This window comes from Vreelandella songnenensis (assembly GCF_003002925.1).
Classification (GTDB): Bacteria; Pseudomonadota; Gammaproteobacteria; order Pseudomonadales; family Halomonadaceae; genus Vreelandella; species Vreelandella songnenensis.
In genome coordinates, this window is sequence record NZ_PVTK01000001.1 from 987,179 (window position 1) to 1,003,595 (window position 16,417).

Genomic DNA, 16,417 nt, shown 5'->3' on the forward strand with positions numbered 1-16,417 from the left:
ATTTTGCGGCTATTGCGTTGCCGCCGGGTGAGTGTGCTAGCTTAGCCTTGCGGCCTGCCACTAACGCGCTTACGTAAACGTTAGCTTGCGGCCTCTTTCCTGCATTGCGGTAACAACCACTAATAATGCCTTATGCCAACCAGGAAAAACCATCATGAACAAGCTCTCCCGTTTCAGCCTCACCAGCCTTGCAACTGGCATCACACTCGCTGCACTGACGACGACTGCCCACGCTCAGGAGCAGTGGACCATGACCTCCACCTGGGCGGAAAACCTTGATCTGATCAAGATCGACCAGCACTGGGTCGAGCTGGTCAACAAGCTTGCCGGCGACGAGGTGCAGATCAACTTTCGCGCCGGTGGCACGCTGATGCCTGGCCCGGAGGTATTTGACGCCACCGAAACCGGCAGCATCGAAGCCGCCGGCGACTGGCCAGGCTACTGGGCGGGCGTCAACCCGGCCTTTTCTCCCCTGGCCACGACCACCAGCCTTTTCAACGGCGTCGACTATCTTAACTGGATTCAGCAGTGGGGTGGGCGCGAACTCTACGAGGAGATCTACGGCCAGTTCAACATGATGTACCTGCCCTACGGGATCACCAACAACGAATCGGGTTTCATGGGCCGCACGCCGATTGCCAGCATCGCCGACCTTGAAGGCAAGCGCCTGCGCCTTTCAGGCCGCGACCAGGGCCGGGTGCTCGAGCAGCTGGGCGGCTCCCAGGTGACGCTTGCCGGTGGCGAGGTTTATCAGGCCATCGAGCGCGGCGTGATCGATGCCGGCGAGTTCTCGACGCCAGGGGTCGACTTCAACGCAGGCTTTGCGGAAGTGGCCGACAACTGGGCAACGCCGGGCTGGCACCAGTCCGCCAGCGTGTTCGGCGTGATGATCAACATGGATGCCTGGAATGCGCTTTCCGAGGAGACCCAGGAGAAGCTGCGCATCGCCGCCGATGCCACCATGGCATGGTCGCTGGCCTGGTCCGAGCGTGAGTCCAATACTGCCACCCAGAAGTTTATTGATGCCGGCGTGACCATCAACCAGTTCTCCGAAGAGGATCTGGCGCGCATTCAGGAAGTGACCAATCAGGTCATCGTCCAGGGCGCCTGCGAAAACCCTGACCACGCCAAGGTTTACCACTCCATGGTGAGCTATCTCCAGGAGTACGCCACCTGGCGCGACGTATCGGTGCCCTTCAACATGAGCCGCACCATGAACGACCTGCCGTCTCTGGAAGAGATCGAAGCCTGCCTGTAAGGCGCTCACGTTTCGCCCCGGCCGGGCCGGGGCGGTTATTGTGCGAAGGAGGTCTTTCATGAATGCGATTGCCCGCGCCATCGATGCGCTCAATGAGGCGTTTGGGCGCCTGATAGCGCCGCTGATTGCCGTGATTACCCTGATCGTGCTGTTCGATATCGTCTCGCGCTTCGTGTTCGGCCGCCCCAGCGACTGGGCGTTCGATGTCACCAAGATGCTGTTTGGCGCGCACTTCATGCTGATGGCAGCCTACGGGCTGCGCCACCACGTGCATGTGGAGGTAGACGTACTAAAGCGCCTGCTATCGCGCCGCAAGCAGGCCGTGCTGGAACTGATCGGCTATGCGGTGTTCTTCGTGCCGTTCATCTGGATGCTGATCAAGTACGGCTGGCTGTTCTTCGAGCGCGCCTTCAACCGCGGTGAAACCACCTACGGCATGATGTCGATTCCGGTCTACCCCATCAAGGGCGTGATTGTGGTGGCGGCGGTTCTGCTGCTGCTTCAGGCCATCGCTATCGTTCTGCGCGCCTTTATGCAGCTGCGTGAGGAGACACCGGCATGAACCTGAGCCCTGAATTACTCGCCCTTGCGATGTTCGGCGGTCTGCTGGTCGGGCTGTTCATGGGCCATCCGCTGGCTTTCGTGCTGGGTGGTGTGGCGGTGATAGGCGCCTTTCTGGGCCCCGGCGAGCGGGTGCTGGGCACCCTGATCAACAATATCTACGGCAATGCCATGGATAACTACGTGCTGGTGGCGATACCGCTTTTTATCCTCATGGCGCGCTTTCTGAACGACTCCGGCGTGACCGAGCGCATGTTCGACGCCATGCGTCTGCTGCTGGCCAACCTGCGCGGCGGGCTGGCACTGACCGTGGTCATCGTTTCAGTACTGCTGGCCGCCACGACCGGCATCGTTGGCGCGTCGATTGCGGTGATGGGCATGATCGCGCTGGTGCCCATGCTCAAGTACGGTTACAACAAGGAGCTCAGCGCCGGGGTGATCATGGCCAGCGGCTGCCTGGGCATTCTGATTCCACCGAGCATCATGCTGATCCTGATGGCGAGCTACTCGCCGGTATCGGTAGGCGCGCTGTTTGCCGGTGCCATGGTGCCGGGGCTGATGCTGGGCGTGATGTATGCGCTTTACGTGCTGCTGGTCTGCCACTTCAAACCCGCTTTTGGGCCGCCGGTACCCAGAGAGGAGCGTGCTGAAGTGAGTACGCGCCAGTTGCTGATTATGCTAGGCAAGTACGTGGTGCCGCCCATGTCGCTGATTCTTGGCGTGCTGGGGGCGCTGTTCACCGGCGTGGCCACGGCAACAGAAGCCTCCGCCATCGGTGTTTTCATCGCCTTCGTGCTGTTTCTGATCTTTGGCGACCGCAGGCTTTCCACCTGTTTCAAGACGCTGCTGGAGGCGGGCAAGACCACCACCATGGTGATGCTGGTGCTGGTGGGCGCGACGGCATTTACCGGCGTGTTCTCCAGAGGCGGCGGCATGCAGGTGATTCAGGATCTGCTGCTGACCATGCCCGGCGGCACTACCGGTGCGCTGATCATGATGCTGCTGCTGGTGTTCGTGCTGGGCATGTTTCTCGACTGGACAGGCATCGTGCTGCTGAGCTTTCCGATCATGCTCCCGATCATCCAGCAGATGGGCGTCGACCCGCTGTGGTTCGTGGTGATGGTGGCGGTAGTGCTGCAGACGTCGTTTCTTACCCCGCCATTTGGCTATGCGCTGTTTTATCTCAAGGGTGTGGCCCCGCCCGGCGTGGAGATAGTCGATCTCTACAAGGCCGTGGTGCCTTTCGTGGTGCTGATTCTGCTGGCCTGCCTGCTGATGGCCTTCTTCCCCGTTCTGGTCACCGGGCTGCCAAGCCTGATGGTCGGCTATTAGACGCCCTTCCGCCCCCGGCATGCTGCGGGGGCTTCTTGCCTGCACGCATTATTTGCGTACCGCTATCAACAGCTGCCACTCCGCCTGCCAAGTGATACTCTTTGCGCCTGTAATTCATTCGCAGCAAGGCTTCGCCTGCCCAAGGAGACACCGTGACGCTACCTGACCACCGCTCTTTACCGGTGTTTCCTGCACGTCTCAGACGCTCACTCAACCCCTGGGTGATAGTACTTTCAGGTGTCGCGCTGGTGGTGGCGCTTCCCATTCTGGTGGTGTTCGGGCATATCGTGGTGCCCGCCGGCGGCGTATGGCAGCACCTGGCAAGTACCGTGCTGCCCCGCTATCTGAGCAACACCTTTTGGCTGGTCAGCGGGGTGGGCGTAGGCACGCTGGTGATAGGCACCGGCTGTGCATGGCTGGTGGTCATGTGCCGGTTTCCCGGCAAGCGGCTCTTCGAGTGGGCGCTGTTGCTGCCGCTGGCGGTGCCTACCTACGTGATTGCCTACGCCTATACCGACTTCCTGCAATTTGCCGGCCCCCTGCAGAGCGCGCTTCGCGGCTGGTTTGGCTGGCAGCACGGCGACTACTACTTTCCCAATATCCGCTCGCTGGGCGGGGCCACCACGCTGATTACGCTGGTGCTCTACCCGTATGTCTATCTGCTGGCCCGGGCGTCGTTTCTTGAGCAGTCGGTTGGCGTGCTGGATGTGGGGCGCACCCTTGGGCGTGGCCCCTGGCAGCTGTTTGTCACCGTTGCCGTGCCGCTTGCCCGCCCCGCGCTGGTGGGTGGCGTTTCGCTGGTGCTGATGGAAACCCTGAACGAGTTCGGGGCGGTACAGTTTTTTGGTGTGGATACCTTTACGACCGGCATTTACCGTACCTGGTTTGGTCTGGGCGAGCCGGTGGCTGCCGCTCAGCTGGCGGCCTGCCTGCTGGCCTTCGTGATTGCCTTGGTACTGCTTGAGCGCTGGTCGCGGGGCAGGCGGCGCTACTTTCATACCTCCAGCCGCTACCAGCAGTTGCCCGAGTACCGGCTGACAGGCTGGGCTGCCCTGGGGGCCACGCTTGCGTGCCTGCTGCCCATTCTGGTGGGTTTTCTGATGCCTTCAGGCATTCTGCTCAATCTGGCCATTCAGCAGGGCGACAGCCTGTTTGGCACGCGCTTCATCCGCTTTGCCATCAACAGCTTGAGCCTTTCCGCGGTGGCGGCACTGATTGCGGTGAGTCTGGCAGTGGTGCTCAGCTACGGCGTTCGGCTGTATGACACGCCCACCACCCGGCTGTTTTCCCGCATTGCCGCCATGGGCTACGCCATTCCAGGCTCGGTGGTGGCCGTGGGCATTCTGATTCCGTTTGCCTGGCTGGATCACACGCTCAACAGCTGGCTGCACGCCCATTACGGCAAGATCGTCGGGCTGGTATTCAGCGGTTCGGCGTTTATCCTGATTTACGCTTACGTGGTGCGCTTTCTGGCGGTCTCGTTCAACGCGGTGGAAGCAAGCCTTGGCAAGGTAACCCCCAGCATGGACGCCGCGTCGCGCACCCTTGGGCAAACCGCCGGCGGCACGCTGCGCCATATCCATACGCCGCTGATGCGCAGCAGCTTGCTGGCGGCCGGTATTCTAGTGTTCGTGGATGTGATGAAGGAGCTGCCCGCCACGATTATCCTGCGCCCGTTCAACTTCGACACGCTGGCGGTCAGGGCACATAGCCTGGCCTCGGATGAGCGTCTGGCCGAGGCCTCGACCGCGTCACTGACCATTGTAGTGGTCGGCATTGTGCCGGTGATCCTGCTGAGCCTCGCCATGCGCCGGGCACGGCCGGCCAGCAGTACCGCTTAGGCGCTTTCGCCTGCGCTTTTGAAGATGAAGACCTGAGAGTGGTCGAGGTCGATATCCACCGGCTGGCCCTCGGCAGGCAGAAAAACGCCCGGCACGCGGGCATGCAGGTGGGCCTCCTGGCCATCTTCGCCGTGCACGCAGAGATGGATCAGACTGCTGCGCCCCAGCAGTTTGGCCATCACCACATGGCTATGGTCGTGCGCCGTGGTCGGTAGATCGCGCACGGCAAGCTTTAGCGCCTCGGGGCGAATCATCACTTCCACTTCGCTGCCTTCCGGCAGCCAGCTTGCGTCGATTTTCCCCATGGGCGTTTGCACGCACCCGCCGTGAATACGCCCGGCGAGCGTATTGACCTCGCCAAAGAACGTCACGACGAAAGGGTCGACCGGTTCGCAGTAAAGTTCACGGGGCGTGCCGGTCTGAACGATGCGGCCATCGCGCATCAATGCAATCCGGTCGGCCATGAACATGGCCTCTTCGGGGTCGTGGGTGACCAGCAGCGTGGCCGATCCGAGCTTTTTCAGCACGTGCAGGGTGTCATCGCGAATGCGGTCGCGCAGCCTTGCATCCAGGCTGGAGAAAGGCTCATCGAGCAGCATCAGCTGCGGCCGGGGCGCCAGCGCTCGGGCCAGTGCTACGCGCTGCTGCTGGCCGCCGGAGAGCTGATGCGGATAGCTTTGCGCGTAGCCCGCCATGCCCAGCTGCTCAAGCAGGGCCAGCGCCTGTTCATGGCGCGCCCGTGCCGGCAAGTGCTTCAGGCCAAAGCTTACGTTTTCCAGCACGCTCAGGTGCGGGAAAAGGGCTGAGTCCTGAAAGGCGAGTCCGACGCCGCGCTTTTCCGGCGGCACGTGGCGCTGGCCGGGGGCGGCTATGCAGCGCCCTTCCAGACTGACCTGCCCTTCCTGCAAGACCTCAAGCCCGGCGGCAATGCGCAGCAGCGTGGTCTTACCGCAGCCCGAAGGCCCCAGGAGGCAAACCACTTCGCCGGGGGCAATCTCCAGATCAATCCCCTTCACCACCTGGCGGGTATCAAAGATATGCCGCACACCGGAAAGCGACAGTGCCGCCGCGTGAGCCGTTTTATCCGGAAGAGATGCAGTGATCGCCATCGTGTCACCTTCAGCATGCCTGACCGGCAAAAAACGGGTTCAGGCGTTAAACGTTAATGCATTGTATTTTCATGGAGGGCGTTATGCACGCGGGGTTGCAGTGAAGCGAACGCGTCGTTCTTATTTTCACTTGACCTCACTTCACTGAACGGCTTCAATGCAAACACCGTAATGCAACTTATTATCATAATCATTTAGGGTGCTAAGCATATGAAAACAACACGCCTTTCAGTGTCCATGGCAGCGATCATGGCAGGCGCCGGCGTTGCCGGCAGCGCGCTGGCGGATGAGCTGAATATCTATTCAGCCCGCCACTACGATGCCGACGAGCAGCTCTATCAGGCCTTCACCGAAGAGACCGGCATCGAGGTCAATCTGCTGGAGGGCGACTCCGACCAGTTGATCGAACGCATTCAGCGCGAAGGAGTGGCAAGCCCCGCCGACGTGATGATCACCGTGGATGCCGGTCGCCTGTGGCGCGCCGAGCAGGAAGGCATTTTCCAGAGTGTGGAATCCGACGTGCTCAACGAACGCCTGCCTGAAGCCATGCGCCATCCTGACGGGCTGTGGTTTGGCTTCAGCCAGCGCGCCCGGGTGATTTTCTACAACCTGGAAAACTTCGACCCTGAGCAGATCGACACCTACGAAGACCTGGCCGACCCTTCCTTTGAAGGCCAGGTGTGCATTCGCTCATCGAACAATATCTACAACCAGTCGCTGTTGGCATCGATGATTTCCCACCACGGCGCTGATGAGGCCGAAGAGTGGGCGCAGGGCGTGGTCAACAACATGGCACGCGCCCCGGAAGGCGGTGATACCGACCAGATTCTCGGTGTGGCCAGCGGCGAGTGCGATATTGCAGTGGCCAACCACTACTACTACGTGCGCCTGTTGACTTCGGATGACGCATCCCAGCGCGCAGAAGCCGAAAAAGTGGGCATCATCTTCCCCAACCAGAACGACCGCGGCACCCATGTGAACGTAGGCGGTGCGGGCGTTGCGGCCAATGCGCCACACTATGATAACGCCGTACGTTTTCTGGAGTACCTTGCCTCGGATACCGCTCAGGAAATCTTCGCCAGCGGCAACTTCGAGTTTCCGGTGGTGGACGGCATAGCACGCCACGAAGTGCTTGAAGGATGGGAAGATTTCAAGGTCGATGAGCTGAACGTAAGCGAGCTTGGCAACAACAACCCTGAAGCCATCCGCATTTTTGATCGCGTGGGCTGGCGCTAACCGGCGCTAAAACCAACGGCCCGCCATTTGGCGGGCCGTTTCGTTTGTCACTCTAGTGCGCTTCATCCCAGTTGGCGCCGCTTTCGGCTTCGACGATCAGCGGTACCTTGAGCTCGGCGGCGGCCTGCATGCGCGCCTGCACTTCGCCGATGAACGCCTCGACCTGCTCCTCCTTGACCTCGAACACCAGTTCATCGTGCACCTGCATGACCATCAACGCATCGAACTCGCCCTCATCGAGCCAGGCATCCACGTCGATCATCGCCTGCTTGATGATATCGGCAGCCGTGCCCTGCATGGGCGCATTGATCGCGGTGCGCTCGGCGCCCTGGCGGCGGTTGCGGTTCTGGGAGTGGATTTCCGGCAGGTAGAGGCGCCGGCCCAGCACGGTTTCGACGAACCCGTCTTCCGCCGCCTGGGTGCGGATCCGATCCATGTAACGGGCCACGCCCGGGTAGCGGTCGAAGTAGCGGTCGATATAGGTCTGCGCCTGATTACGCTCGATGCGCAGCTGGCGCGCCAGGCCCCAGGCACTCATGCCGTAGATCAGCCCGAAGTTGATCGCCTTGGCACTGCGCCGCTGATCGCTGCTTACTTTATCCAGCGCCGTGCCGAACACTTCCGCCGCCGTGGCGGTGTGAATGTCGCGGTTCTCGGCAAATGCCTCCAAGAGGCCCTTGTCTTCGGAAAGGTGCGCCATGATACGCAGCTCGATCTGCGAGTAGTCGGCGGCGACGATGCGGTAGCCGGGGCGGGCAACGAACGCCTGGCGGATCTTGCGCCCCTCTTCGGTGCGGATCGGAATGTTCTGAAGGTTGGGGTCTGACGATGATAGCCGCCCGGTCGCCGTGACCGCCTGATGGTAGCTGGTGTGAACCCGCTTGCTCTGCTTGTTGATCAGGCGCGGCAGCTTGTCGGTATAGGTGGATTTCAGCTTGGAAAGCCCGCGATGCTCCATGATCACCTTGGGCAGCGGAAAATCCAGCGCCAGCTCCTCGAGTACCGCTTCTGCGGTGGAGGGCGCGCCTTTCGGCGTCTTCTTGATCACCGGGATCTTCTGCTCATTGAACAGAATCTCGCCAAGCTGCTTGGGCGAGCCCAGGTTGAACTCGCGCCCGGCAAGCTCGAAGGCCTTTTGCTCAAGTTCACGGATGCGCTTGTCGAGCTGCTGGCTCTGCTCGTGCAGGCGCTCGGCGTCGATGGCCACACCGTTGCGCTCGATGCGCGAGATCACCTTGATCAGCGGCAGCTCCAGATGGTCCAGCACCTGGGCCAGGCGGCCCTCTTTCTCGACCAGCGGGCGCAGGGTGTCGTGCAGGCGCAGGGTGATATCCACGTCTTCACAGGCGTAGGGCACGGCTTCTTCCAGGGCAATCTGGTTGAAGGTCAGCTGCTTGGCGCCCTTGCCGGCAATCTCTTCGAACGAGATGGTCTTCTCGCCCAGGTACTTGAGCGCCAGCGAATCCATGTCGTGGCGGGTGGCGGTGGAGTTCAGCACGTAGGAGGCCAGCATGGTATCGGCCAAGGGGCCGGCGACGTTGATCGCGTAATTGGCCAGCACGGAAATATCGTACTTGAGGTTCTGGCCGATCTTGACGATGTTCGTGTCCTCCAGAATCGGCTTGAGCGCGGCCAGCACCTGGGCACGGTCGAGCTGGGCCGGGGCGTCCAGGTAGTCGTGGGCCAGCGGAAGGTAGGCCGCCTGCCCGGCTTCGAGCGCCAGGCCGATACCCACGATTTCAGCCTCCATGTAGTTGAGGCTGGTAGTTTCCAGATCAAAGCAGAACCGCTTGGCACTTTTCAGCCGCTTGAGCCAACCCTCCAGCTCGCCCTGCTCGGTGATGACGTGATCTTCGCGCGCCGAACTGCCGGCAGGGGCTTCGGCGTCGCTGCCTTCATCGGCGGCGTCTGCCGGCACCGGCTCGCCGCCTTTTACATCGTCAACGCCCTCGTCCTTGCCGTCGAGCAGCTCCGCCAGCCACTGCCTGAACTCCAGCTGCTTGTAGAGCTCAGCGAGCTGCTCGCGATCAGGGTGGGCGATGTCCAGCTCATCAAGTCCCACCGGCAGCTCGCAGTCGACCTTGATGGTGGCAAGCTCATAGGAGAGATAGGCCTGTTCGCGGTGCTCTTCGAGCTTCTTGGGCATCGTCTTCGCGCCCCGAAAGCTCAGCGTTTTTACCCGTTCCAGGTCTGCGTAGATGGTGTCCAGCCCACCGCCCATGCCCTGCAAAAGTCCCAGCGCGGTCTTTTCACCCACCCCCGGCACGCCCGGAATGTTATCCACCTTGTCGCCCATCAGGGCCAGAAAATCGATGATCAGCGAAGGTGGCAGGCCAAACTTCGCCTCTACTCCGGCTTCGTCCAGGGTTTCATCCTTCATGGTGTTGACCAGTGTGATATGGGCGTTGACCAGCTGCGCCATATCCTTGTCGCCGGTGGAGATCACCGCATCGCGCCCGGCTTGGGTGGCGTGGTGGGCCAGAGTGCCGATCACATCGTCCGCTTCCACGCCTTCGATGCACAGAAGCGGCAGGCCCAGCGCTTTTACGCAGGCGTGCAGCGGCGCGACCTGGCTGCGCAGGTCGTCCGGCATCGGCGGGCGGTGAGCCTTGTACTCGGTGTAGATGTCGTCGCGGAAGGTCTTGCCCGGTGCGTCGAATACCACGGCCATGGGGCTTTTCGGGTAATCCTTGATCAACCGCTTGAGCATGTTGATCACGCCCTTGACGGCGCCAGTGGGCTGGCCATTGGAAGTTGTCAGCGGCGGCAGCGCGTGAAAAGCACGGTACAAGTACGAGGAGCCATCGACGAGCACGATCGGAGCACGGGCCATAACCAATATCCATTGCAAAAATAAGTAGTGTGGCATGATACGCGTTAAGCGCCAGGGCTAGAACCAAACCGTTTCGGGCAAATTGCCCCACGTACGGATCAACGCTGCCAACTCGTGCGGCAAGCCGCTACAATAATGGGCTTAGCAACCTGGGCGAGACTCTCATGGCTGTATTCACCCCGCTTAGCGACGCACAGGTCGCAGCGTTTCTGGAAAAGTTTGATGTTGGCAGCTTCAAGACTCTGCAAGGAGTGGCGGGCGGCACCGAAAATTCGACCTTTTTTATCACTACCGAACATCGCGAACTGGTGCTGACCCTGTTTGAGCAGGGCGAGCATGAGGAACTTCCGTTCTTTGTCGACCTGCTGGACTATCTGGACGAGCACCGCCTGCCGGTACCCGGCCCGGTGCACGACCGCGAGGGTATTGCCCTGCATAGCCTGGCAGGCAAACCGGCACTGCTGTTTCCGCGCATGCCGGGGCGCCACCCCGAGGCTCCCAACCTGACCCAGTGCAAGGCGCTGGGCGATACCCTGGGGCGTTTGCACGTGGTGTCCCAGCACTTTTCCGGACATCGCCCGAACCCGCGCGACCTGCACTGGCTTCAGGCCATGCACCACAAGGTGCTGGCTTATATAAGCCCGGATGATCAGACCTTGATGAAAAATGAGGTCGATGATTTCGAGAGTGCCTTCGGCCAGGTCGATACGCTGCCCCAGGGCGCGATTCATGGCGACCTGTTCCGTGACAACACACTGTTTGACGGCGACCGGCTGGGCGGCATCATCGACTTCTACAACGGCTGCACCGGTGATCTGCTGTTTGATCTGGCCATCGTGGTCAACGACTGGGCCTCCAACGAAGACGGCACGCTCAATGCCGAGCGTTACAACACGCTGCTTGCTGCCTACCAGGCGCGCCGCCCGCTGACCCAGGATGAGCGCGACCTATGGCCGGTCATGCTGCGCCTGACCGCGCTGCGCTACTGGCTTTCGCGCCTGCTGGTGGTCTACGTCGACCCACCGGCCCACGACTTGACGCCCCACGACCCCGAGCGTTTTCATACCATCTTAAAAGCGCGCATCGCAGATGGCGCCCTACCCTTGCCCGAGGCTGATTTATGAGTGCAACGCAGACTGGCGGATCGGCGCTGAGTGCCCGCCGCACATGGAATATCGATCAGTGGGGCAGCGGTTACTTTGACGTCGACGACCAGGGCCAGGCGCTGGTGCGCCCTCTGGGCAGCGACGCCGAAGGCCCTGCCCTGCCCCTGCGTGAGCTGGTGTGCCAGTTGCAGGAGGCGGGTCTGCGTTTGCCCGTTCTCGTTCGCTTCAGCGATATCCTTCACGACCGCGTGGAGCAGCTGTGCGGCGCCTTCGATGCCGCCATGAGCGACATCGACTACCAGGGTGGCTACACCGCGGTTTACCCCATCAAGGTCAACCAGCAGCGCCGCGTTGTAGAAGAAATTCTGGCCACGTCCGAGCGTGGCAATGGCCGCGTAGGCCTGGAAGCCGGCAGCAAGCCTGAACTTCTTGCCGTGCTGGCCCTGTCAGGCGGCGGCTCTTCGCTGATTGTCTGTAACGGCTACAAGGACCGCGAGTACGTGCGCCTTGCCCTGCTGGGCGAGAAGCTTGGCCACCGCGTCTATCTGGTAGTGGAAAAGCTCTCCGAGCTTGCCATGATCATGGAAGAGGCCCGGGAGCTGGACGTTACGCCGCGTATTGGCCTGCGCGCCCGGCTTGCCTCGGTGGGCAAGGGCAAGTGGCAGAACACCGGCGGTGAAAAATCCAAGTTCGGCCTGACCGCAAGCCAGATACTCGAGGTGGTGGAAACGCTGCGCGCCCAGGATGCCCTGGCAAGCCTGCAGCTGGTGCACTTCCACCTGGGCTCGCAGATCGCCAATATTCGCGACATTCAGCGTGGCCTGCGCGAGTGCGCGCGGTTTTATGAAAACCTGATTACTCTCGGCGCACCGATTGATACGGTAGACGTCGGCGGCGGCCTGGGCATCGACTACGAAGGCACCCGCTCGCGCAGCTACTGCTCGGCGAACTACTCGATGCGCGAATACGCACGCAACGTGGTAAGCGCCTTCGCCCAGCTGTGCGAAGAAGCCAGCCTCCCCCAGCCGCACCTGATCAGCGAATCCGGCCGGGCGTTGACCGCGCATCACGCGGTACTGGTGACCAACGTGATCGGTGAGGAGCGCATCGACGATACGCCGCCGGAGAAATCATCCACGAAGGACCCGCAGGTGGATGACCTGTGGCGCGTCTTCGAGCAGCTGGAGACCCCTCAGGAGCCGCGCATGCTGGTCGAGGCCTGGCACGACCTGCTTCAGGCCGTGAGCGAGCTTCAGGACCGCTTCGTGCTGGGGCTAAGCGATATCAACGCCCGCGCTGAAGGCGAGCGCCTTTATCTGGCCGCCTGCGCCCGACTGCGCAGCCTGCTGGACACCCGCAACCGCGCCCACCGCGAAATCATGGACGAGCTGGCTGAAAAGCTTGCTGACAAGCTGTTCGTCAACTTCTCGCTGTTCCAGTCGGTACCCGATGTGTGGGGGATCGAGCAGATCTTCCCGGTACTCCCGCTCAGCGGGCTCAACCAGACGCCCACGCGCCGTGCGGTGATTCAGGATATTACCTGCGATTCCGATGGACGTATCGATAGCTATGTGGACGGCCAAGGGGTGGAAAGCACCCTGCCCCTGCCCGAGTGGCCCTCGGAGGATGAGCGCTGGCTGGGCTTTTTCCTGGTAGGCGCCTATCAGGAGATTCTGGGCGACCTGCACAATCTGTTTGGTGATACCGATTCGGTGGATGCGGCACTTGATGAGCATGGCAACTGGGTGCTTTCCAACCCGCTTGCCGGCGATAGCGTGGCCGCCGTGCTGGCCTACGTCAACTTCGATGCCAGCGTACTGAAACAGAAGCTGACCGAGCAGATCGCCAATAGCGGATTTTCAGAGCAGGAGCAGGAGAGCTTTGCCGCAAGCCTGAGCGAAGGGCTTGAAGGCTACACCTATCTGGAGTAATTCCAGACGGTAAGTGCGAGGCATGAAAAACGCCCTCTGAGCACTATCAGGGGGCGTTTTGGTTAGCGTAGTATGCGTCTACTCGGCAACGGACGTGCTGATTTCCAGACCGCCGGTCAGGGTCAGGCGTAACGCCATGCCGCGGGTCAGTTCACCCACACCCGCTGGGGTGCCGGTCAGAATGACATCGCCCGGTTCCAGAGTGAAGTGCCGGCTCATTTCAGCGACCAGCGAAGGAATCGCAAAGATCATGTCCGAGCCTTCGCCACGCTGGCGCTCTTCCCCATCGATCTCCAGCGTAAAGGCCAACGCATTCCAGTTGGGCACGCGGCTGAGCGGCAAGAACTGGGAGAGCGGGCAGGAACCGTCGAACCCCTTGGCAATCTCCCAAGGGTGCCCCTTCTCCTTGAGCTGGGTTTGCACATCGCGCAGGGTCAGATCCAGCGCCAGGCCGATACCGACGATCGCGCGCTCGGCTTCATCCGGCGTTGCGTGGGTCAGAGTTTCGCCCACCAGAAGGGCCAGTTCGGCTTCGTAGTGAACATCGCCGCGCGAAAAAGGTGGGGTAAGCGGTGCGGCAATATCTACAACGCTGGTGGCAGGCTTGATAAATAGCAGAGGTTCACTGGGAACAGGATTATCCAGTTCCTTGGCGTGATCAGCATAGTTGCGGCCAACGCATACGACTTTACCCAATGCATGGGAAAATGCCTGACCATCGGTAAATTGTGGAACAAGACGCATGGGGGGTATTCTCCTTCTCTTTATGCGTGCCGCCTTCGCAACGACAGACGCAACAGTCTACCCTACCTATGCGAATGTTCCACAACCTAATACACGATTACTCCTTGAGCGAAACTACTGTTCTAACGATCAATTTTCATCAGGCGAATGGGCCAGGAAATCCGGACGATGCTTGGGAGCAGCGTACGGTTCGCGGCAGCGATTGTCCGGACGATTGAACACGAAGAACACGTTACTGCGCGGGTCAGGCGACAGATTGGCATTGGAGGCGTGCAGCGTATTGCAATCGAACAGCAAGAGTCCGCCGGCCTTGCCCTTGGGCGCTTCGATACCATGCTGCGCCACCAGTTCGCTCAGCGCCTCTGGGCTGGGTACGCCAACCTCCTGCGCCTTCAGTGAGCTTTTATGGTTGTCCTCGGGCGTTTCTCCAAGGCAGGGCACAAACTTCGTGTGCGAGCCCGGGATCAGCATCAATGGGCCATTGAACTCGTGGTTGTCGGTCAGAATCAGCGAGGCGCTTACCGCGTGCATACCCGGCATACCATCTTCTGCGTGCCAGGTTTCGAAATCCGAGTGCCAGTTGAACCCCTTACCTGCAAACCCCGGCTTGTAGTTGATGCGCGACTGATGCACGTAAGGGTCATCGCCAACGATCTGGCGCGCCGCACCGGCAACTCGCTCATCGTTTGCCAGCGCACCCAGGCGCTCGGACAGGCGATGCACGGCAAACAGTGAGCGAATTTCATTGCTCTCAGGTTCGGTGATGCTGAACTCCTGGTCGCGGTAAGCATCCGTTGTCATCAGTGCCTGAATATCGTCGCGCAGCGTCTCAAGCTCATCACCGGTGATCAGATTGGGAATGAACAGAAACCCCTTGCGCTCGAACTCTTCAAGCTGGGCTTCACTTAAAGGCCCCGACAGATGCTGCCCCTTCACTACCGCATCCTTACGCGGCTGCCAGAGCGACTCAGGCCGGCTGGTCAAACGCGATGGGTAGGCATCTTGCACGCCTGCCTGCTGGGTAGAAGGCATATCGGCTAATTCACTGTACTGCTTATGCGCTGTTACATTATTGAGAGATAGATTGCTGACTGTCATCTAATCCACTCCTTGTATGATTAAATTTCAGATCAATGTCATGCCATAACAAGGTAGACAACACGTGGGGGGCTGCAAGCCATGAAGCGCGCTTTATAACTTGCGTTATGAAAAATACGGATAAAACTTACAGCATTAAGCTTATTCCACTCTAACAATATCCATGAATATCAATACGGCCACATAAATAATAAGCATCAGCAATGATAGATATTTTCAAGACTGACTATTAGCGCAACAAAAAGCCACCGCAATGATTGCCGTGGCTTTAAGCATTTTATTCAGCAATAACCTGATAACTAAACTCGGTGAAAGCCTGCTACCTGCTAGTAGAAGCAAGCTGATAAAAAATGGCGGCTTCTCAATCGAGGCGAATGTGTCCATAAATAAAATCACCATCAAACCCGGTTGCTTTAGCCATCTCTTCAGGTTTCAACAGTTTTATGCTACTTCTTGTTTTACGGATAAATTTCTTCTGCTCGAGCGCTGTCATACAGCGGCTTACGTGCACACTGGTAATACCCAAAAGCTCTCCAACCACGTCTTGTGTAATAGGGAAAGAGTAAATATTGGTCTTTAACAAGCCTTTGAAACAGAAGCGCGTATAAATCTCCAACAAGAAATGGGCAACACGCTCTTCAGAACGATGATGCGTGCAGCTCCTCAAACGCTCAATGGTAATATTGTCATTTACCATGATATAGGACATGACGGCTTTTCTTATTTCAAGATTGGTTTTGAAAAGCTCATGCACATCTTCAATAGATACCTTTTCCAACTTACAGTTGGTCAGCGCCAAGATAATGATGTCGTGATTTTCAAAAAAACTTTCCCGAACGCCGATAATATCGCCAGGCATAAATATATTACATATATCCTGACCACGCTTGTTAGTCGCGTGGCAAAGGCTTGCCCAGCCCTCTTTAACCACAAAAATATCGGCTCTCCCATCAGAGACGGAGAACATCTTTTGATTTCTTTTTAATTCAACTGATTTCTTTCGTACATCATTCAGACTCTTTAAAGTTTCTTCACCCAGTTCTCCATACAAGCCTAGAACATTCTCCAGTGTAATATCGAAATTAATGGTCTCGAAATCACTGGGGCTATTGTTAATTACTTTCTTGTCCATAGACTCGCTACTTCCAACCAAAACCTTATCCATTATCTACACTCCTTTGCAGTTAGACGGAAGCTATACAAGGTATAAATTATGTAGAATACCAATACAACTCAAAGGAACCGGGGGCGAAAAAAATATAGCTAACGGATAAGATATAAACAAGAATTATTTGTTTTACTAACCATAACATCAATGTATTAGCGCTTTAACTAAAATAACCGCAAGAAAATTAACAAATATTAAAA

12 protein-coding genes are annotated in these 16,417 nt (G+C 59.0%); 7 read left to right on the forward strand and 5 right to left on the reverse strand.

Annotated features, from left to right (window positions below):
- Positions 1-154 precede the first annotated feature (154 nt).
- The 4 genes from dctP to B0H98_RS04395 all read left to right on the forward strand — a co-directional run bounded on the left by dctP (position 155) and on the right by B0H98_RS04395 (position 4,992).
- Complete coding sequence (gene dctP, locus B0H98_RS04380) at positions 155-1,258, forward strand: TRAP transporter substrate-binding protein DctP (RefSeq protein ID WP_106373820.1); 1,104 nt, start codon at positions 155-157, stop codon at positions 1,256-1,258.
- Between the two features lie 58 nt (positions 1,259-1,316).
- Positions 1,317-1,820, forward strand: coding sequence for a TRAP transporter small permease subunit (locus B0H98_RS04385; protein ID WP_106373821.1), 504 nt, complete (start codon positions 1,317-1,319; stop codon positions 1,818-1,820).
- Positions 1,817-3,151 (forward strand): TRAP transporter large permease, encoded by a 1,335-nt coding sequence (locus B0H98_RS04390; protein WP_106373822.1) that lies wholly within the window; start codon positions 1,817-1,819, stop codon positions 3,149-3,151. Before B0H98_RS04385 ends, B0H98_RS04390 begins: the two co-directional genes overlap by 4 nt.
- Positions 3,152-3,303: 152 nt before the next feature.
- Positions 3,304-4,992 carry an ABC transporter permease gene (locus tag B0H98_RS04395; protein ID WP_106373823.1) on the forward strand — a complete coding sequence of 563 codons (1,689 nt, stop codon included), beginning with the start codon at positions 3,304-3,306 and terminating at the stop codon, positions 4,990-4,992.
- Here B0H98_RS04395 and B0H98_RS04400 read toward each other — a convergent pair.
- Positions 4,989-6,101, reverse strand: coding sequence for an ABC transporter ATP-binding protein (locus B0H98_RS04400; protein WP_106373824.1), 1,113 nt, complete (start codon positions 6,099-6,101; stop codon positions 4,989-4,991). The genes B0H98_RS04395 and B0H98_RS04400 overlap by 4 nt on opposite strands.
- Before the next feature lie 210 nt (positions 6,102-6,311).
- Between B0H98_RS04400 and B0H98_RS04405 the strand changes: the two genes are divergently transcribed.
- Entirely contained in the window at positions 6,312-7,337 is a 1,026-nt protein-coding gene (locus B0H98_RS04405) for a Fe(3+) ABC transporter substrate-binding protein (RefSeq protein ID WP_106373825.1), read from the forward strand.
- A 52-nt stretch (positions 7,338-7,389) separates the two neighbouring features.
- Here the strand turns inward: B0H98_RS04405 and polA are convergent, their stop codons facing one another.
- Positions 7,390-10,170 carry a DNA polymerase I gene (gene polA, locus B0H98_RS04410; RefSeq protein WP_106373826.1) on the reverse strand — a complete coding sequence of 927 codons (2,781 nt, stop codon included), beginning with the start codon at positions 10,168-10,170 and terminating at the stop codon, positions 7,390-7,392.
- A 164-nt stretch (positions 10,171-10,334) separates the two neighbouring features.
- Between polA and B0H98_RS04415 the strand changes: the two genes are divergently transcribed.
- Together B0H98_RS04415 and speA are read left to right on the forward strand one after the other, a co-directional pair.
- Positions 10,335-11,294 carry a homoserine kinase gene (locus B0H98_RS04415; protein ID WP_106373827.1) on the forward strand — a complete coding sequence of 320 codons (960 nt, stop codon included), beginning with the start codon at positions 10,335-10,337 and terminating at the stop codon, positions 11,292-11,294.
- Positions 11,291-13,207, forward strand: coding sequence for a biosynthetic arginine decarboxylase (gene speA / locus B0H98_RS04420; protein WP_106373828.1), 1,917 nt, complete (start codon positions 11,291-11,293; stop codon positions 13,205-13,207). The genes B0H98_RS04415 and speA overlap by 4 nt, the downstream gene beginning before the upstream one ends.
- Before the next feature lie 78 nt (positions 13,208-13,285).
- Here the strand turns inward: speA and B0H98_RS04425 are convergent, their stop codons facing one another.
- The 3 genes from B0H98_RS04425 to B0H98_RS04435 form a co-directional block, all read right to left on the reverse strand.
- Complete coding sequence (locus B0H98_RS04425; RefSeq protein WP_106373829.1) at positions 13,286-13,951, reverse strand: fumarylacetoacetate hydrolase family protein; 666 nt, start codon at positions 13,949-13,951, stop codon at positions 13,286-13,288.
- A 129-nt stretch (positions 13,952-14,080) separates the two neighbouring features.
- Complete coding sequence (thpD, locus tag B0H98_RS04430) at positions 14,081-15,049, reverse strand: ectoine hydroxylase (RefSeq protein ID WP_106373830.1); 969 nt, start codon at positions 15,047-15,049, stop codon at positions 14,081-14,083.
- 361 nt (positions 15,050-15,410) lie between these two features.
- On the reverse strand, positions 15,411-16,214 hold the full coding sequence (locus B0H98_RS04435) for a Crp/Fnr family transcriptional regulator (protein ID WP_106373831.1): 804 nt from the start codon (positions 16,212-16,214) through the stop codon (positions 15,411-15,413).
- Positions 16,215-16,417 lie beyond the last annotated feature (203 nt).